Origin of the sequence: Daejeonella lutea (genome assembly GCF_900168015.1) — a bacterium.
GTDB lineage: Bacteria > Bacteroidota > Bacteroidia > Sphingobacteriales > Sphingobacteriaceae > Daejeonella > Daejeonella lutea.
Map to the genome: position 1 here is coordinate 38,208 of NZ_FUYR01000002.1, position 18,695 is coordinate 56,902.

Sequence of the window (18,695 nt, forward strand, 5' to 3'; positions counted from 1 at the left end):
TCTTACCTTGACCAGCCCTTTACCCAATTACCCGATCACCCAATTACCCGATCACCCAATTACCCGATCACTGATTACCTAATTACTTAGTACTGATCACTGATTACCGGTTAATAATTACAGTCACCTCAGCCGGAGTAACTCAAATTCAAATAAAAAGCAAGCCTCTCTGCAGTGAGATCGCTGGCGCTGATCACACACTTTGACTGGTTATAAAACGGCTCCCTCTCTTTTAGCTTTGCGGCAATAAAATCGACAAGTGCCTCACCTTTAAGTCCCCGAATCAATGGCCGATCGGTTGTTGAATGCTCCAATCGGGAAGCCAATGCTTTGGGAGGAAGTGAAAGATAGGCTACTTTGCCATTTTCATTCATCCACTCCATATTGTCATCATATGTAGGCGTACCACCTCCGGTAGCTATTATCACATTATCAGGATAATGGGTAGTTTGTAAGACATCTCGCTCCATTTTACGAAATTCTTCTTCACCATGAGCAGCAAAATAATCCACTATAGTCATACCGGCCCTGGCTTCAATAAATTTATCAAGGTCTATAAATTCATACTTCAAATAGTTTGCGAGCTTTTTCCCTATGGTAGTTTTACCGCTACCCATAAATCCTATAAGAAAGACCTTCATAAATTTCTCTTCACCGTTTTTTGTTCAGGAATTTTATCCCCTTTAACAATTCTATAAATGTTTAAATTCTCTAATTGTTTCGAAAATATTTATTCGCTAGCTCATCATATGATGGCAGATTATGAAAATGCCATTTATTTATGACGGTACCATTTTTCAAAAGCAATAAGCCAGGATTAGCCCTTACCATACTTTTAAGTGGGATACCATCCGCATAAAATATCTCCATAACAAGCTTGTTTTCGTCACTAAATTCCTCAGCACTCTGCGCAGAATTCGACGTGAGCAGCACTGTTCGTACATTATAATTTTCGGCAGCATTAATAGCTAATGCGTTTAAATCGCCAATCCCATTTTTATTTGCCTTGGAAAGATCGTAGGCCACAACAACCAGGTTATAGTAAGGATTCTCGAGTAGCTCTTTGTTATAATCAGTCCCCTGGCTGTCTGTAATCTTAAGATCTTTTATCTTTACATCGTAACCTTTTTTGATCAGTTTATTAACAGGGTCGCCGACAATCGCCCAGTTTGTATCTTTCCAGATCTGAGTTTTAATGTATTCCTTGTCGGTCATTTTCTTTTCTTCCCCCGACTTCTTATTTTTTAGGTTATACGTGATCTCATATACATCCTGTGGAGCACCGGGTGGGGCGACCATGAGCGAAGGAATATTATTCCCGATCTTGTAAGGCAAAAAATCCAGTATGGGTTGGAAATTATAGGTGTAGATGCCAAAGCCCAGGGCTACTACCAAAACAAGGCCTGCAATTAGATCCTGGTTCTTGCTGTTTGCTATTAGTGGCTTGAGATTGTGCCTTTGCCTGAAAATTACAATAATGAATGCCAGGAGAATTAAGTCCTTACTGAAAGACTGCCATGGAGTTAAAGGAATTGCATCACCGAAACATCCGCAGGAAGTGACCACTTCAAAGAATGCTGAATAAAATGTCAGGAAAGTAAAGAAAACAATTAAGAGGAGTAGCCCCCAGGCTACCAGATTGGCCCAAAAACCTAATAGAAGCAAAGCGCCCAATACAATTTCGAGCGTGCACAACAAAATTGCTATTGCAGGGGCATAATCATTAAGAAAGCTAATATGGAAGACTTCAAAATACTCCTGCAGCTTGTATCCAAAGCCCAGCGGATCATTGGCCTTTATAAGACCCGAAAAAATAAAAAGAAGTCCGACAAAAACGCGGCTAACACTTAATAAAATATTCTTCACAGGCAGTAAATTATTTTTTTAGAAACCTCAATTTAAGTCTAAAATCCCAGAGAGCTCAGCGCTAATGACTGAAACCTCTACCAACGTCACCCAAGCTTTATCAGCGCAAATACCGAATAATTCAACATATCCTGGTAATTAGCCCTTACGCCTTCCGAAGCCAGAGTCTGACCCGAGTTATCTTCGATCTGTTTCACACGCAATATTTTCATTAGTATGAGATCCGTGAGTGAGCTTATCCGCATATCCCGCCAGGCTTCACCGTAATCATGATTCTTGGCAAACATCAGCTCTTTAGTCTCGTTGACCATTTTGTCAAAATAAGTTTCAACCTCAGCCGCCGGAAGTTCAGTACGCGAATCATCAGCAAGTTCCAGCTGCATCATTGCGATTACGCAGTAATTCACAATGCCAATATATTCTGAAGTGATGTCTTCTCCGACCTTGGAGATCCTCTTCTCTTCAAGTGTCCTGATGCGCTGTGCCTTAATAAAGATCTGATCGGTTATTGACGAAATTCTGAGTATGCGCCATGCAGTCCCGTAATCATTTGTCTTTTTAATAAAAAGCTCCCTGCAAACTCTTATAACAGCATCGTATTCTGAAGATGTATTCCTGGCCAAGATTGTGATTTTATTTGTTACAACGATGAATTTATCGGTATTTTGCCTCGCGATGGCGGATAAAAATACAGTTTTTCAGCAAAAATTATCGGTAAATATTGGGGGCAATCTGATGGATCTTTCCACACCCAAAATAATGGGGATTGTGAACCTTACTCCAGATTCTTTTTATGATGGCGGCCGTAATAATAATCCGTCAAAAGCTACAAAGAAAGCAGAACAACTTTTGGCAGAAGGCGCCGATATATTGGATCTGGGAGCTTACTCCTCAAGGCCTGGCGCTGAGCATATTTCTGAACTGGAAGAACTTGAACGCCTATTGCCGGTGGTTAATGCAATTGTCAAAGAGTTTCCTGACGCTGGCCTTTCCATCGACACGTTCCGTTCTGGTGTAGCCAGAGCAGCCATAGATGCAGGGGCACATGTTATTAACGATATCTCTGGAGGAGAATTGGACAAAGCGATGTTTGCTGCCGTTGCCGCACTTAGGGTTCCCTATATTCTCATGCATATGAGAGGTACGCCACAAACTATGGCCTCCCAAACCAAATATCAGGATATAACGTCAGAGGTATGCTTCTATTTCGCCGAAAAGATTGCAGACTTGAAACATTTGGGGGTCATAGACATAATCATCGATCCGGGATTCGGTTTCGCAAAAACTCCTGAGCAAAGTTATGAGCTCTTGAAAAATCTCGATTTGTTAAAAATTACTGGACACCCCGTCCTGGCGGGTCTTTCACGTAAATCAATGATTTATAAAACACTCGGTACTGATGCTGAAAATGCACTGACCGGCACAATTGCTGCCAATACCATCGCTCTCATGAAAGGTGCAAATCTATTAAGGGTACATGATGTGAGGGCAGCAAAGGAGGCTATTACTATTTTTGAAAAGGTGAGGTAATAAGATTCGCTGCCCGCGGTAGGCACGCCTCGACATTGCACTGAAGCATATCTTCTTCTCCTCCCATCCCGCACGTGCGGGACTATGAATCCTTTGCCGCGCCGCGCACGCATCCGATAGCTATCGGATGACACCTGCCTCTCCGACCTGCATCCTATAATCCTATGAATCCTAGTCATGACAATCCTCAAATCATAATTTATCTTTACTTTTAAAACATGGAAGGATTTGACTTTAGTTTCCTGAATTTGCGCTTGCTGGATATGATCGACATCATCCTTGTAGCGCTCATCATCTACTATGTATACAGCCTGATCAGGGGAACAATCGCCTTAAATATCCTACTTGGTCTGGTTATTATATATGCAGTCTACCTGGTTGTGCGCCAGGCCCACATGCAGCTACTTACTGAGATTCTCGATGGATTCGTTCAAATTGGATTTATAGCCCTTATCGTAGTTTTCCAGCAGGAAATCAGGCGATTCTTGTTGCTTATTGGTAGAAACGCGTCCTTGCAGAAAAACAAAGCATGGTGGTCATTTTTATTTGGCCGTAAAGAAATTGAGAAAAATAACTCAGCACGAGTCAAACCAATTATTGACGCCTGCAAAAGCATGCAGAAAAGCCGCACAGGAGCGCTTATAATTCTGGCAAAGTATTATGACGAACAGTTCTACCAAAACAGCGGTGAAATTATTGACGCACGGGTATCAAAACGCTTACTCGAGAGCATTTTTCAAAAGAATAGTCCCCTGCACGACGGAGCCGTAATCATTTCAGAAAACAAGATCAAATGTGCAAGCAGTATTCTGCCTTTAACAGAAAATGATAAACTTCCGCCTCAATTCGGCCTTCGACACCGTGCCGGCATTGGAATTTCAGAAACCAGCGATGCCGTTGCGGTGATCGTTTCCGAAGAAACATCTGAGATTTCTTACGCAAAGCAAGGTAGGGTAAAGATGAAAGTAACCTTAGGAGAATTGGAAAAATTGTTGAACAAGGATTTTTAGTTTTTTGACTGGATTTAACATGTTGCTATCGGAAACGCAATAATTCCTTCCCAGCGTGAATCCTCAATTCGAAACCACCCCTCGAAGTCCTAAGGTTTTAATCCACACTCGGGCTATTGCTTATAAACTACCCCTTCTTTCATCACAAAATTCATAGAACTTAGAATTTTAATATCCTTTAGGGGGTCGCCGTTTACAGCGATTATATCTGCAGATTTTCCCTTTTCAATAGACCCAACACGGTCGGAAATGCCTAAAAGATCTGCAGCATTCACCGTGGCCGATTTGATAGCTTCCATTGCCGGCATTCCTGCTTCAACCATATATTCAAATTCCTTATAGTTTTTACCGTGGGCGAATACACCTGCATCCGTACCAAAGGCAATTTTAACTCCCGATTTAAAGGCAGTCGCAAAAGTGCTTTGAATTTTCGGTCCGGTTGCTATGGCTTTTGGGACTACCAATGGCGGGTAGTACCCAGGTATTTTGGCAGAATCGGCAACTGATTTCCCGGCTGTTATCGTGGGAACATAATAGGTACCGTATTGCTTCATTAGAGCAATGACTTCATCATCCATAAAAGTTCCATGTTCAATTGAAGCCACTCCTGCCCGGATAGCTCTTTTCATTCCCTCAGCACCATGAGCGTGGGCCGCAACACGGTATCCATAGTCTTTGGCGGTATTAACAACTGCCCTAATTTCATCTTCTGTAAATTGTGCTCCCGCCCCATCCTTTGCATTACTTAAAACGCCACCCGTAGCGGTAATTTTAATAACGTCAGAGCTTTCTTTGTAACGTTGTCTCACGGCTTTCCTGGCTTCCTCCGGACTGTTAATTACCCCGTCTTTGGCCTCAGGATCTCCGACTAATGCTCTGCTATAACCATTCGAGGGATCCGCATGTCCACCAGTGGTCGCTATACTTTTACCCGCAGCTAAAATTCTCGGCCCTTTGATATCTCCCTGATTAATTGCGTTTCTGAGCGATATGGCAACAATTCCACCCAAATCTCTTACCGTCGTAAACCCTGCCATCAACGTTCGTTCAGAAAATTTAACAGCCTTCAACGCATAATCATCTTCATTCAGAGTAAATTCTTCCATGTACTGATTCTTACTGGTCTCACCAGATAAATGAACATGAGAGTCGATAAAGCCCGGCATTACTGTCTGGTTTCTCTTGTCAATAAGTTTATCGTTTGCAGAACCAGACTGATAACCCTTTCTGACATCAATAATTTTATTTGATTCTATGACGATCGTCATCTCCGTTTGAACGGAATTGGACTTCCCGTCGATTAATCGCCCGCACTGTATAAAAGTTTGCTGGGCAAATGCAGGCAGAGTAAAAAATGCAGAAAAAAGAATCGTAGGATATTTCATACCGAGGTTTTGGTTAACCTAAGCTATCCAAAAAAGGGTACAAAACAAAAAATCCGGGCTGAGCCGGATTTTAATTTAAATGAGGTTGCCTAGATTAGCAGTGCTGATCAAATGCCTGATTCAAATTGTCTGCGATCATTTGAGCCGGACGGCCTTCAATTTGATGACGCTCAATCATATGAACAAGCTTGCCGTCTTTGAATAAAGCAATTGCCGGTGATGATGGAGGAAATGGCAGCATGTGAGCTCTTGCCTTATCAACAGCTTCCTTTTCCATTCCTGCAAACACAGTCACAAACTTATCTGGATGTTTTTCAAACTCTGTGGACATTTTAGCGGCAGGACGAGCATTTGCAGCAGCACATCCACAAACAGAATTAACCATTACAAGCACCGTTCCTTCAGATTTTATCGCCTGATCTACTTCTTCGGGCGTTCTTAAATCCTGGAAACCTGCATTAACCAACTCCTGGCGCATTGGTGCTACTAAATATTCTGGATACATATCTTAATTATTAACGTTTTCTAAACTTTGTACAAAGTTAAGGAATGCTGATGATAGTAGTGGATAAAGAAACGTATTTGACGTTTAGATTACGGAAGGAGTTGACAGTGGACAGTTGACGGTTGACAGTTTTGCATAACTTATAACTAGCAACTACTGTTCTTCAATGATGAGCCCTGTGGATTTGCTTTTACTGTCATAACCGAAAAGAATCAAGCCAGAGTTTAATAAACCGGATCGCAGCGGCAACTTTTAACCAACGCGCTCTTTATCAATAACATGAATTTCAACGGCCAAAACTAAAGCGAAGAGCCGGACTACCCTAACCAAAGAACAACAAGCCCGGCTTTTCAACGAATGTTATACAGTCGTTTTAGGCAATAATCTCTCTCAACTTTACTTTCCCATTTCCACTCGAAATTCTCAGCTCTCCACTCTCAATTTTCCATTATCACCTCTAAACTGTCACCTTTCAACCCTAGCTCATATTCCAGTTAGATACGTCATTCCATTGTCAACCGTCAACTGTCAACCGTCAACTTAACCATCTATCTTTGAATTAACAACCCAATCCCTTACCTTTGCGAACTATTTCTTACGTGCTGGTAAGAAATAACAAATTCATTTATTAATCAATGCGTTAAGGCGCATTTAAAAAACAAACTATGTCATCAGTAGAGACAACTTATGTACCTTACAAAGTTAAGGACATCTCCCTTGCAGAATGGGGACGCAAAGAAATCGGATTAGCTGAAGCAGAGATGCCGGGCCTAATGTCACTTCGCGAGGAGTACGGTCCGTCACAGCCTTTGAAAGGTGCACGCATCGCAGGATGTCTGCACATGACTATCCAAACTGCAGTTTTAATTGAAACATTGACTGCCCTGGGTGCTGAAGTTACCTGGTCATCATGTAACATTTTCTCCACGCAGGATCACGCTGCTGCTGCAATTGCTGCTGCTGGTATCCAGGTTTATGCATGGAAAGGTCTCAACGAAGAAGAATTTGACTGGTGTATCGAGCAGACTTTGCATTTCGGACCAGATCGCAAGCCATTGAACATGATCCTTGACGATGGAGGCGATTTAACTAATATGGTATTCGACAGGTTCCCTGAACTTATCGCTGAGATCAAAGGTCTTTCTGAAGAAACTACCACCGGAGTTCACCGCTTATATGAGCGTATGAAAAACGGCACATTGCACTTACCTGCAATCAACGTTAATGATTCAGTTACTAAATCCAAATTCGATAACAAATACGGATGTCGTGAGTCGTTAGTTGATGCGATCCGTCGTGCAACTGACGTAATGATGGCTGGTAAAGTAGCTGTGGTCTGCGGATACGGTGATGTTGGTAAAGGTTCTGCTGAATCTTTGAGCTCACAAGGTGTGCGTGTAATTGTAACTGAAATCGACCCGATTTGTGCTTTACAAGCTGCAATGGAAGGTTATGAAGTGAAGAAATTAGCGACTGCCATTAAAGAAGCTGACATCGTTGTTACCACTACTGGTAACTGTGACATCGTTCGCGGAGAACACTTCCTTGCATTAAAAGACAAAGCTATCGTTTGTAACATCGGTCACTTCGATAACGAGATCGACATGGCATGGTTGAACGAAAACTATGGTAATACCAAAGTTGAGATCAAGCCTCAGGTTGACAAGTACACACTTAATGGAAAAGATGTGATCGTTCTTGCAGAAGGCCGTCTTGTGAACTTAGGTTGTGCAACAGGTCACCCATCTTTCGTTATGTCTAACTCGTTCACGAACCAAACTTTGGCTCAGTTAGAACTTTGGACTAACACTGATAAGTATGAAAACAAAGTTTACGTTTTGCCTAAGTACTTAGATGAGAAAGTAGCACGCCTTCACCTTGCTAAAATTGGTGTTGAGCTTGAAGAACTAGATCAGCATCAAGCAGATTATATCGGTGTGCCGGTTGAAGGTCCGTTCAAAGCGGATACTTACAGATACTAAGAGGTCTGAAGTCGGAGGTCTGAAGTCTGATCTTACCGGCGACTAAATATTAAACCCTTTCGATTTTTCGGAAGGGTTTTTTTGTTGACGAAAATTAGGCGATAGGTTATGCGTCAAGTGTCCCCCGCTGGCATACCTTCCACCCTTCGGTCCCCCAGTCGGTTGCTCTGCAGTAGTTTTGCTTCACGTCCCTCTTAAACAACGAAATCGCTTCCAGCACAAGCTACTGCTGCCGCCCCCGTTTATTTAACAAAAGCCTGTACTGGACGGGAATAACAGTTCATCACATTTTCTCTATCTTTGAAATACCTGCTAAATTCAATCTTAGCACTCCTATAATACTATGGCACACCTATCGGTAAATATTAATAAAATCGCCACTTTAAGGAATTCAAGGGGCGGCAACAATCCGGATCTCGTGAAAGTCGCCCTCGATTGCGAGCGTTTCGGCGCCCAGGGAATTACCGTTCACCCCCGCCCCGATGAAAGGCATATTCGCTACCAGGACGTATTCGACCTCAAAGCAGTAATTGCAACCGAATTCAACATTGAAGGTAATCCAACCGAACAGAAATTTGTAGAATTAGTTCTGGCAAATAAACCTGCACAGGTAACGCTTGTGCCCGACGCTGAAGGCCAACTCACCTCCAACCACGGCTGGGATACCATAAAGCATCAGGATTATCTTAAAGATATCATTGCCAAATTTCAATCTGCCGGGATCAGGGTATCCATCTTCGTAGATCCTGAAAATAGAATGATTGAAGCGGCAGCTACCACCGGAACTGATCGCATCGAGCTCTATACCGAAGCATATGCATCGCAATATCATGTAGATAAGGAATCTGCAATTAAGCCTTATGTAGAAGCCGCGAACCTGGCCACCCAGCTTGGACTAGGAATAAATGCCGGACATGATCTTGATCTCCATAACCTAAAATATTTCTCACAGCAAATACCTGATCTGCTCGAGGTTAGTATAGGCCATGCATTGATTTCAGATGCTTTATATTTAGGCTTGGAAAATACAATTCAAATGTATCTCAGACAATTAAATTAAAGACCATGAACAAAATATATAGTTCCATACTTCTTGCTTTAATGGCTCTCGCATCTGCGTGCAGCAATGAAACTTCCATAAATGAAGATGACGCTTCTGAAGTGATCGAACAACATCTTGAGTTAGAGCCTGAATACGAAACCACAATTTTCCGTTTCGGCGAGATAAAATTAAGGGCGAACAAGGATCGACAGGTCCTGAATAAATATAGACAGCTCGAATCCCAGGGTCTTATCGAGATGACTCTTGACGAGCAGAAAAAAGTGTTCCTATCAAAGGATACAACGTTCGTTTATCAGATCAGGCTTACAGAAAAAGCAGCACCCCTTGTTCTTGAACAGGGAAAAGATCGGGCTACCGTTAAAGCTCTGAACTACATCCTTGACGAAGACAAGCCGGTTAATTTTGTAAAATCAAATAATAAAACTGCTAAAGCTACTGTATCGTTAAAAAAAGCAGAAACCGAATTCTATCCATTTCTGAACAAAGACTCAAACAGTGATTTTATTACCAAAACCTATAAGTTGAGGCTTAAGAAGGATAAGGGCTGGGAGGTAGAATAGTTCGCTGCTTCTCAAGTTTTTTATAACGTCCGTTGAGCCATAAATAAGGGGAATTTTCTTACTTTTGCCCCACCAATATTCCCCCTCTTTAATGAAGCTTAATATAGATTACCAGGAAAAATTTGAGCAGCGTCATATTGCTCCTAATGAGCAGGATACTGCCGGCATGCTCGAAACTATCGGCATCAATTCTTTAGACGAACTGATCGCACAAACTGTGCCTTCCAACATCCGTTTGAAGAGTTCCCTGAATCTTCCTAATGCCAAGAGTGAGTTCGATTACCTGAATGATCTCAAAGTTACGGCGTCAAAAAACAAGGTCTTTAAATCTTATATCGGCCAGGGATACAACGATGTGATTGTTCCAGGAGTTATCCAGCGTAACATTCTCGAAAATCCGGGATGGTATACCCAATATACCCCTTACCAGGCTGAGATTGCTCAGGGGCGCTTGCAAGCATTGCTTAATTTCCAGACAATGGTTGTCGACCTTACTGGTATGGAAATAGCAAACGCTTCTCTTCTTGACGAAGGTACAGCTGCCGGTGAAGCAATGTTTATGCAATACAGCCTTCGAAAGAATACCAATGCAAATATTTTCTTTGTTTCTGAAGAAGTTCTGCCGCAAACCATTGACATTTTAAAAACCCGCTCAGCCCCATACGGGATTGAAATAATGATTGGCGATCACCGCACGGTCGAACTCAATGATTCGATGTTCGGTGCAATAGTTCAGTATCCTGCAGGCAACGGTGAAGTTTATAATTACAAAGACTTTGCAGCTAAAGGCCATGAAAAGGGCATTAAGCTGACCGTAGTTGTCGATATTATGTCGCTAAGTTTATTGACGCCGCCGGGCGAATGGGGAGCTGATATTGTTGTTGGTTCAAGCCAGCGCTTTGGTGTTCCAATGGGCTTCGGTGGTCCGCACGCAGCATTTTTCGCTACGAAAGACGAATACAAGCGCTCAATGCCTGGAAGGATAATTGGTGTTACCATCGACAGCGCCGGAAATTATGCCCTCCGTATGGCGCTTCAAACTCGTGAACAGCATATCCGCAGAGATAAAGCAACATCTAATATCTGTACTGCACAGGCGCTTCTGGCTATTATGGCTGGGATGTACGCGATCTATCACGGGCCAACTGGCATTAAATTAATAGCAGAGCGAATTCACGGTCTTGCTGTATTACTTAAAGATTCACTTCAGAGCCTCGGTTATAAACAGGAGAACGAATCATTTTTTGACACCCTACGATTTGATCTCGGTGATCTTGTCAACTCTATTCACGCAGAAGCATTAAATAATGAGGTTAATCTAAACTATAAAGGATCTATAGTTACCATATCATTAGATGAAACAACATCTTTTGATGACGTGCAAACCTTAGTTCGCTTGTTTGCAAAAGTGAAAGGTAAAAACCTGCATGACGTCGATACTGATAATCTAAAAGATGCGATTAAACTTCATATTCCTTCAGAATTAGAACGAACTTCTGCTTACCTCAGCCATCCAATATTTAATTCGCATCATTCAGAACATGAAATGCTGAGGTACATAAAATCGCTTGAGGCTAAGGATTTATCACTATGTCATTCAATGATAGCGCTTGGCTCGTGTACTATGAAGCTGAATGCTACCACAGAAATGGTTCCTGTTACCTGGGCTGAGTTCGGCAAGATGCATCCATTTGCGCCTTCAGATCAGGTCGGTGGATACATGCAGATCTTTGATGAGCTAAACAAATGGCTGAGTGAGATCACAGGTTTTGCCGCGATGAGCCTGCAACCTAATGCCGGTGCTCAGGGCGAATATGCCGGTCTAATGGTAATTCGTGCTTACCACCAGGATCGCGGTGATTTCCAGCGCACTGTCGCCCTGATTCCATCTTCTGCCCACGGAACTAATCCTGCATCTGCAGCTATGGCCGGCATGAAGATCGTGATCGTGAAATGCGATGAAAAAGGGAATATTGATGTGGCTGATCTTAAAGCGAAAGCTGAAGAGCATGCTGAAAATCTCTCTTGTTTAATGGTTACATACCCCTCAACTCATGGAGTATTTGAAGAATCAATTATAGAGGTCTGCGAAACCATTCACAAATACGGTGGACAGGTATATATGGATGGTGCCAATATGAATGCGCAGGTAGGACTTACGAGTCCGGCGACGATTGGAGCGGATGTTTGTCACTTGAACCTTCATAAAACATTCTGTATCCCTCACGGTGGTGGCGGTCCGGGAATGGGGCCAATCGGTGTAGCAAAACATCTTGTACCCTATCTTCCTGGCCATCCGGTTGTTGCAATTGGAAATGAAAAATCTATTCCTGCAGTTTCATCCGCACCATGGGGGTCGGCATCAATTCTTTTGATCTCTCATGCATACATTGCAATGATGGGTTCTGAAGGTCTCACAAATGCAACAAAATACGCAATACTTAATGCGAATTATATAAAATCAAGGCTGGAAAAACATTACCCGGTGCTCTATTCTGGTAGCCAGGGCCGCTGTGCTCATGAGATGATCCTCGACTGCCGTTCTTTTAAAAACTTCGGAATCGAAGTAACTGACATAGCCAAAAGATTAATGGATTACGGTTTCCATGCACCTACGGTATCCTTTCCTGTTGCGGGCACAGTGATGATCGAACCGACAGAATCTGAGCCTAAACATGAACTTGATCGATTCTGCGATGCCATGATCTCGATCCGTTCTGAAATAAAGGAAGTAGAAGCCGGAACGTCTGATAAAATTGACAACCCATTGAAAAACGCACCACATACATCGGCTGTAGTGACTGCCGATGAATGGGATCGTTCATATAGCAGACAAAAAGCAGCATTTCCTCTTCCTTATGTAGCCGCTTTCAAATTCTGGCCATCAGTTGGCCGGGTTAACGACACGCACGGCGACCGTACCCTAATCTGTGCTTGCCCTCCTATTGAAAGTTATACGGAAGAGTTGGTTTAAACAACCGCCTTCTACATCCTAAAAGCCGGATTCACCACGAAGAAGTGAATCCGGCTTTTTTGTTCCCAGATTTGATACTTTCAATGGAAATCAATCTTATTATCTTAGTTTTCATACATTTATTTCCTTGTAACAAATTTGTACCTTAGGTAAATTTGGGTGGACAATGATCCTGGTCAAGCAAGCAAAAAACAACCTTTACCTTTTCATAATCATTTCAGGGATATTCTGCCTGGGCGTTTTTCCCTGCACGTACCTGAATGCCCAGCAACCTGAGAAAATCAGGCTCCAGTTAAAGTGGCAGCATCAGTTTCAATTTGCGGGGTACTATGCAGCAGAACAACAAGGATTTTTTAAAGAAGTTGGATTAAATGTAGAGTTGCTGGAGGGAAATGCCAGAAATCCGCCGGTGGCAGCAGTGCTCGAAGGGCGAGCTGATTTCGGTGTGACAGGTTCGGACATAATAAATTTTCATATCGCCAAAAAACCAGTTGTTGTCATTTCTGCGATATTCCAGCATTCTCCCTATGTGTTTCTGACAATGACCGACCGTAAAATTAACTCGGCAACAGATCTTGCGGGTAAAAGGATTATGGTCTCGAAGGATCAGGGTTGGTTATTATTAAGAGCATTATTTATTCGGGAAGGTATCCCGGAAAATAAGATTGTCATGGTCGACCATACTTGGAATAGTCAGGATTTGATCAGCGGAAAGGTCGACGCCATGACTGCTTACAGTACTGTTGAACCAAACCTGATCAGAAAAAAGGGGCATAACGTAACAATGATCCGCCCAATTGATTACGGAATAGATTTTTATGGGGACGTACTGTTTACAACCCGGGGAATAGCAACTAATTCACCGGAAAAAGTAGAAAAATTCAATGCCGCGTGCCTCAAAGGCTGGATTTATGCCATGTCGCACCCTTCTGAGATGGCAGACTATATTTTAACCTTGCCGGGGGTAAAAGCACGCGGTATAGCAAAGGCAGATCTTCTGAACGAAGCGCAGGAAATGCATAAGCTAATCCTTCCGGATCTGGTAGAGATGGGTCATATGAATCCCGGCAGATGGCAAAGCATGCTAAGCATTTATAAACAACTTGGGATTGCTGGTAAAAACGATTCTATTGATGGATTTCTGTTCGAAAATGCGAGTGCCCGGAAGGTAATTTATTTCGACATTTTAATTTATGTCCTTGGAATAGCTGCATCCCTGTTCGTTATAGCAATTATCTGGAATTGGCAGTTGAGGAAAATCGTTTCAAAAAAGACTCTGGCCCTTCAAAAAGAAATTACTTTCAGAAAAGGGGCAGAGCAAAGACTCGAATTAGCGATACAAGCGGCTGGCCTTGGAATTTGGGAATGGGACCTTTTGACAAATAAAACCACCTACGACAGCGTTTGGGTAAGATCATTGGGTTATGATCCTGATGAGTTCCTAAGAAATTCTTCATGGCTTGAGCTCGTCCATGAAGAAGACCGTGATACCGTTCAGGAAATTATCAGCGGGCTTGTAGAAGGAAAATATCCCTCAAACAGTCTCGCGTATCGAATAAAAACCAAAGAAGGTGCATGGAAATGGATCCTTTCCTTCAGCAAGGTAGTCAGCCTGCAGGATGATGGTAAAGCAGCCACAATGATCGGAACACACCTGGATATCGATTTTATAAAGGAAAAAGAAATTGAGTTACAAGACATCACCAGTGAGTTAAGAAAGACTAATTCGGAACTTGAGAAGTTCGCCTACATCACTTCCCACAACCTTCGTGCACCGGTTGTAAATCTGAGAAGCTTGACAGAAATGCAATCTGAACAAAGCCTAAGCCCCGAACTCAACGAAGAAATTACCCAAAAGATCCACTATTGCGTAAAACAGCTTGATTCCACTTTAAGTGACCTGATAGAAATTGTTGCGAGTAAATCCGGCAAAGATGTCCACAAAGAAACTTTAGATATCGAAACCGAATTAAATTTGATCATCAGAAGTATTGAAAACCAGGTCAATGAATCAGGAGCTCAAATAGATATAAATTTCTCGGAGATCAAAACAGTTTTCTTCCCAAAAAGATTCCTTCATAGCATTCTTCTCAACCTGCTAACAAATGCGATAAAATACCGTTCGGATAAACGCAAGCTTATTATCAGTTTGAAAACACGAATCAGAAAAGAACATACCGTATTATATTTCAGCGACAACGGCATGGGGATGAATATGAATAAGTTTGGAAATAAAATATTTGGACTTTATCAACGTTTCCATAGCAAAATAGACGGCAAGGGACTTGGTTTATATATCATTAAATCGCAAATTGAGTCGCTTGATGGTAAAATTGAAGTAGACAGCATGCCTGACGTGGGTACCACTTTTAAAATTTCTTTCAAGAATGCGGTAATCCCTTAATCATTATTACCCGTAATATCCTGGTGACAGAAAACACTTGTCTGAATATCTATGAAATTTTCGGATATATTTATACAATATGTTTGCACTAAATTTAATTACACTTTTAAAAATCCTCATGATTTGCTCGAAACCATAGCGGTATGATGATCAGATCATGACAACCCTGCATACCGCGGGCAGGTTCATAACCATCAAAAAACTCAAACAAATGAAAATGAAGAAAATCTTTTTAACTCTCAGCATTCTAACAGGGATGGCAGTTTTTATGTCATTCGATAAACCGGTAAAGGATACGATCTATACTGTAGATACGGAACGCTCTACAATTGACTGGACTGCAAAGAAGGTTGGCGGCGGACATACCGGAACAATCAAAATCACCTCTGGAAATCTAGTACACAATGGGAAATCTTTAACAAAAGGCACTTTCCTGATTAACATGGCGAGCATTACCTCTGACAATGCACGTGTTACCACCCACTTGAAATCAGACGATTTTTTTGCAGCTGAAAAAAATCCAAATTCGAAATTTGAAATTACTAAAGTTACCCCTGCCGGCACTGACCGCGTAAATATTGCGGGAAATCTTACTATAAAAGGCATAACTCAGCCAATCTCTTTTCCGGCGACCGTTAAAACACAGAAAGGTATAATTGTCGCTGTGGCAAACGGAATCCGTGTAGATCGTACTAAATATGATATCAAGTTCCGTTCAAAAACGTTCTTCCTTGATATCGGCGACCGTGCTGTTGATGATGAATTTGAATTGAATATTAATTTGGTAGCCAAAAAATAGAACCAAGAGCCAGGAACCAAGAATCAAGACTGTTCATGTGTCTTGATTCTTGGCTCTTGATTCTTGATTCAAAAATTACAGTATCCGAAACCCTTCACCTTCTCGCCCCACCTTCGCTATAGCCTTCGATTTCGCATGGTAGAACAAGCAATCCCAATTGCCTTCTGCTGCTCTCGCTCCAAACTCCTGCCGTAACTCCATAGCTCTCCTTCCATCAAAATCATATTTAGCCATAAACTTCCGTAAAAGTTGTTCGGGTTCGGGGAGGATATCGCCTCCGAAGAATACAGTTTCATCACCTTCTTTTACGAGAAATACCTGATGATATTCACAGTGCCCGCCAGTTAGTTCATAAGATATTGAATCATTCAATTTACCGTTCCCTTCCACAAAGTGTACAGAACCGCTTCGCTGAAGAAAGTCAAAAATCTCCGTTTTATAGGACCGCGAAGGCTTACTGTAAGCAGCCTCCCACTCCCCCCTCTGTATCACATATTCTGCATTTGGAAAACTTAAACTAATGTTATCATCGGTCTTATTGATCATTCCACCTGAATGATCGAAATGGAGGTGAGACATTAAAACAAGACTGACGTCATCGGGCTCAAAACCAGCTTTACGGATATTCTCGTGTATAATCAACTCATTCTTGTCGTTCCGAAATCCTAATCCTGCGTCGAAAACTATCAGATCATTTTCGGTCTTTAGCAGGAAAGGCTGTACATAAATAAAGAGTGATCCAGGTCGATCTTTAGTACTATGGATAGCTGGATCGAAGGGCAAAAAAGTCTTCGTACTATCCACTGAATAGGACCCTTCGTATAAGGCTAAAGCTTTCAATGTCTTTGTTTATTATGAGGTTAAATTCTATTTTTACGGCTTAATAGGGCAAAGATATGCAAAAAAGGTGGGTGGAACAGGAGGTCAAAAACCCTGCGCAAATAGAGGAGCTGCAACAATTACTTAATGTAGATCCTGTTTTGGCGAGCCTGCTCGTTGGAAGGGGGATTGACACCTTCGAAAAAGCCCGGCATTTTTTCCGCCCTGACCTTTCAGACCTTCATGATCCATTTTTGATGAAAGATATGGATCTGGCGATTGTGCGCATCGAACAGGCATTAAGTTCCGGTGAAAAGATCCTTGTCTACGGCGATTACGATGTGGACGGCACAACTTCGGTTGCCCTGGTCTATAGCTTTTTTAAGAAATATCATTCCCAGATCGATTTCTATATTCCAGACCGGTATAAAGAAGGCTATGGAATATCCTCACAGGGCATAAATTTTGCTGCAGAAAATGGATTTTCGCTCGTGATTGCATTGGACTGCGGCATAAAGTCCATTGATAAGATCGATTACGCAAATGGAAAAAAGGTAGATTTTATTATATGTGATCACCATCTTCCTGGAGAAGAACTTCCAGATGCAATTGCGGTTCTAGATCCGAAGCGGATTGATTGCCTTTATCCCTACAAAGAATTATCAGGCTGCGGCATTGGATTTAAGCTTGTTCAGGCATATTGTCAAAAAAACAATATCGCATTCAGCGACATCTCTTGTTATCTCGATCTGGTGGCTGTCAGTATTGCGTCGGATATTGTACCAATTACTGGAGAAAATCGGGTCCTGGCCTGGTATGGCCTGCAACGGATAAATACTGAACCGTGCAAAGGTATAACTGCGCTTATGAATTTATCCGGCAGGAAAGACAATCTGACAATTACCGATGTCGTCTTTACAATCGGACCTCGTATCAATGCGGCAGGAAGAATCGATGATGCAAAACATGCTGTAAATCTGCTGATCGCTGAAACAGATGCCATCGCATTTGAAAAAGGTGAGGTTATTAACATAAAAAATACTGAACGGAGGGAGCACGATAGCAATATTACCGAACAGGCATTAGCATTTATTGATGCTGACCCGGAATTAATTTCCCGAAAAACCACTGTCGTATACAATGAGCAGTGGCATAAAGGTGTCATCGGAATTGTTGCATCCAGGCTGACTGAGAAATACTATCGTCCTACCATTGTTATGACTCATTCCAACGGTTACGCTGCAGGCTCAGCCAGGTCGGTACTCGGCTTTGACCTGTATGAAGCTTTGCTGGAATGCAGCGATTTGCTTGAGCAATTTGGGGGACATAAATATGCTGCCGGCCTCACCATGAAAACAGAAAACATTCCGGCATTTCAGGCAAAATTTGAAGAAGTTGTAGGTCGTACGATACCACCGGAATTGTTAATTCAGACGATAACGATTGATGCCGAAATGGAACTTCACAAAATAGATCCTAAGTTCTATCGAATTTTGAAGCAATTCGAACCCTTCGGTCCTCAAAATATGGCGCCTGTATTTATGAGCAGAAATGTCTATACTTACGGTTCCGCTTCAACTGTTGGGGGGAAGCATTTAAAAATGAGCGTGCGTCAAAACAACAATACAATTTATAACTGCATAGGATTCGGACTGGCCGATTATCTTCCTCAAGTCAACAATGGTATGCCATTTGATATTTGCTACACCATTGAGGAAAATAAATGGATGGATAGAACATCGTTACAATTGAATATCAAAGGAATTCGCACATCGCAACCAGCTTAGACGACGAAAAA

The 18,695-nt window shown here is 42.1% G+C and carries 15 protein-coding genes; 9 read left to right on the forward strand and 6 right to left on the reverse strand.

Annotated features, from left to right (window positions below; all coding sequences use genetic code 11):
• Positions 1–128: 128 nt before the first annotated feature.
• The 3 genes from B5X60_RS09170 to B5X60_RS09180 form a co-directional block, all read right to left on the reverse strand.
• On the reverse strand, positions 129–641 hold the full coding sequence (locus B5X60_RS09170; RefSeq protein ID WP_079702402.1) for a shikimate kinase: 513 nt from the start codon (positions 639–641) through the stop codon (positions 129–131).
• 70 nt (positions 642–711) lie between these two features.
• On the reverse strand, positions 712–1,866 hold the full coding sequence (locus B5X60_RS09175) for a BT_3928 family protein (RefSeq protein ID WP_079702403.1): 1,155 nt from the start codon (positions 1,864–1,866) through the stop codon (positions 712–714).
• Between the two features lie 86 nt (positions 1,867–1,952).
• Positions 1,953–2,489 (reverse strand): DUF1599 domain-containing protein, encoded by a 537-nt coding sequence (locus tag B5X60_RS09180; RefSeq protein WP_079702404.1) that lies wholly within the window; start codon positions 2,487–2,489, stop codon positions 1,953–1,955.
• Positions 2,490–2,514: 25 nt separating this feature from the next.
• Here B5X60_RS09180 and folP point away from each other — a divergent pair, with 25 nt between their 5' ends.
• Together folP and cdaA are read left to right on the forward strand one after the other, a co-directional pair.
• Entirely contained in the window at positions 2,515–3,396 is an 882-nt protein-coding gene (gene folP, locus B5X60_RS09185; protein ID WP_245803500.1) for a dihydropteroate synthase, read from the forward strand.
• Between the two features lie 218 nt (positions 3,397–3,614).
• Entirely contained in the window at positions 3,615–4,406 is a 792-nt protein-coding gene (gene cdaA, locus B5X60_RS09190) for a diadenylate cyclase CdaA (protein ID WP_079702406.1), read from the forward strand.
• A gap of 113 nt (positions 4,407–4,519) precedes the next feature.
• Here the strand turns inward: cdaA and B5X60_RS09195 are convergent, their stop codons facing one another.
• Entirely contained in the window at positions 4,520–5,791 is a 1,272-nt protein-coding gene (locus B5X60_RS09195; protein WP_079702407.1) for a metal-dependent hydrolase family protein, read from the reverse strand.
• Between the two features lie 94 nt (positions 5,792–5,885).
• Positions 5,886–6,296, reverse strand: a complete 411-nt coding sequence (locus B5X60_RS09200; RefSeq protein ID WP_079702408.1) for a BrxA/BrxB family bacilliredoxin — start codon at positions 6,294–6,296, stop codon at positions 5,886–5,888.
• Between the two features lie 665 nt (positions 6,297–6,961).
• Here B5X60_RS09200 and ahcY point away from each other — a divergent pair.
• The 6 genes from ahcY to B5X60_RS09230 all read left to right on the forward strand — a co-directional run bounded on the left by ahcY (position 6,962) and on the right by B5X60_RS09230 (position 16,078).
• Positions 6,962–8,278, forward strand: coding sequence for an adenosylhomocysteinase (ahcY, locus tag B5X60_RS09205; RefSeq protein WP_079702409.1), 1,317 nt, complete (start codon positions 6,962–6,964; stop codon positions 8,276–8,278).
• Positions 8,279–8,621: 343 nt separating this feature from the next.
• On the forward strand, positions 8,622–9,338 hold the full coding sequence (locus B5X60_RS09210; protein ID WP_079702410.1) for a pyridoxine 5'-phosphate synthase: 717 nt from the start codon (positions 8,622–8,624) through the stop codon (positions 9,336–9,338).
• A 5-nt stretch (positions 9,339–9,343) separates the two neighbouring features.
• Complete coding sequence (locus tag B5X60_RS09215; protein WP_139377430.1) at positions 9,344–9,901, forward strand: hypothetical protein; 558 nt, start codon at positions 9,344–9,346, stop codon at positions 9,899–9,901.
• Positions 9,902–9,992: 91 nt separating this feature from the next.
• The gene (gene gcvP, locus B5X60_RS09220; protein WP_079702412.1) at positions 9,993–12,875 is read left to right on the forward strand and encodes an aminomethyl-transferring glycine dehydrogenase; all 2,883 of its coding nucleotides are present in this window, start codon (positions 9,993–9,995) and stop codon (positions 12,873–12,875) included.
• A gap of 166 nt (positions 12,876–13,041) precedes the next feature.
• Positions 13,042–15,279 carry an ABC transporter substrate-binding protein gene (locus B5X60_RS09225; RefSeq protein ID WP_079702413.1) on the forward strand — a complete coding sequence of 746 codons (2,238 nt, stop codon included), beginning with the start codon at positions 13,042–13,044 and terminating at the stop codon, positions 15,277–15,279.
• 217 nt (positions 15,280–15,496) lie between these two features.
• On the forward strand, positions 15,497–16,078 hold the full coding sequence (locus B5X60_RS09230) for a YceI family protein (protein ID WP_079703224.1): 582 nt from the start codon (positions 15,497–15,499) through the stop codon (positions 16,076–16,078).
• 75 nt (positions 16,079–16,153) lie between these two features.
• Here the strand turns inward: B5X60_RS09230 and B5X60_RS09235 are convergent, their stop codons facing one another.
• Positions 16,154–16,918 (reverse strand): MBL fold metallo-hydrolase, encoded by a 765-nt coding sequence (locus B5X60_RS09235; protein WP_079702414.1) that lies wholly within the window; start codon positions 16,916–16,918, stop codon positions 16,154–16,156.
• 56 nt (positions 16,919–16,974) lie between these two features.
• Between B5X60_RS09235 and recJ the strand changes: the two genes are divergently transcribed.
• Positions 16,975–18,684: a single-stranded-DNA-specific exonuclease RecJ gene (gene recJ, locus B5X60_RS09240; RefSeq protein WP_079702415.1), complete on the forward strand. Its 1,710-nt coding sequence runs from the start codon at positions 16,975–16,977 to the stop codon at positions 18,682–18,684.
• The last annotated feature ends 11 nt before the right edge of the window (positions 18,685–18,695 follow it).

What these genes read in the sequence shown, in the direction of transcription:
- B5X60_RS09170 (WP_079702402.1), bottom strand. Translation starts at nt 641, where the DNA reads ATGAAGGTCTTTCTTATAGGATTTATGGGTAGCGGTAAAACTACCATA.
- folP (WP_245803500.1), top strand. Translation starts at nt 2,515, where the DNA reads ATGAATTTATCGGTATTTTGCCTCGCGATGGCGGATAAAAATACAGTT.
- cdaA (WP_079702406.1), top strand. Translation starts at nt 3,615, where the DNA reads ATGGAAGGATTTGACTTTAGTTTCCTGAATTTGCGCTTGCTGGATATG.
- B5X60_RS09195 (WP_079702407.1), bottom strand. Translation starts at nt 5,791, where the DNA reads ATGAAATATCCTACGATTCTTTTTTCTGCATTTTTTACTCTGCCTGCA.
- B5X60_RS09200 (WP_079702408.1), bottom strand. Translation starts at nt 6,296, where the DNA reads ATGTATCCAGAATATTTAGTAGCACCAATGCGCCAGGAGTTGGTTAAT.
- ahcY (WP_079702409.1), top strand. Translation starts at nt 6,962, where the DNA reads ATGTCATCAGTAGAGACAACTTATGTACCTTACAAAGTTAAGGACATC.
- B5X60_RS09210 (WP_079702410.1), top strand. Translation starts at nt 8,622, where the DNA reads ATGGCACACCTATCGGTAAATATTAATAAAATCGCCACTTTAAGGAAT.
- B5X60_RS09215 (WP_139377430.1), top strand. Translation starts at nt 9,344, where the DNA reads ATGAACAAAATATATAGTTCCATACTTCTTGCTTTAATGGCTCTCGCA.
- gcvP (WP_079702412.1), top strand. Translation starts at nt 9,993, where the DNA reads ATGAAGCTTAATATAGATTACCAGGAAAAATTTGAGCAGCGTCATATT.
- B5X60_RS09225 (WP_079702413.1), top strand. Translation starts at nt 13,042, where the DNA reads ATGATCCTGGTCAAGCAAGCAAAAAACAACCTTTACCTTTTCATAATC.
- B5X60_RS09230 (WP_079703224.1), top strand. Translation starts at nt 15,497, where the DNA reads ATGAAGAAAATCTTTTTAACTCTCAGCATTCTAACAGGGATGGCAGTT.
- recJ (WP_079702415.1), top strand. Translation starts at nt 16,975, where the DNA reads ATGCAAAAAAGGTGGGTGGAACAGGAGGTCAAAAACCCTGCGCAAATA.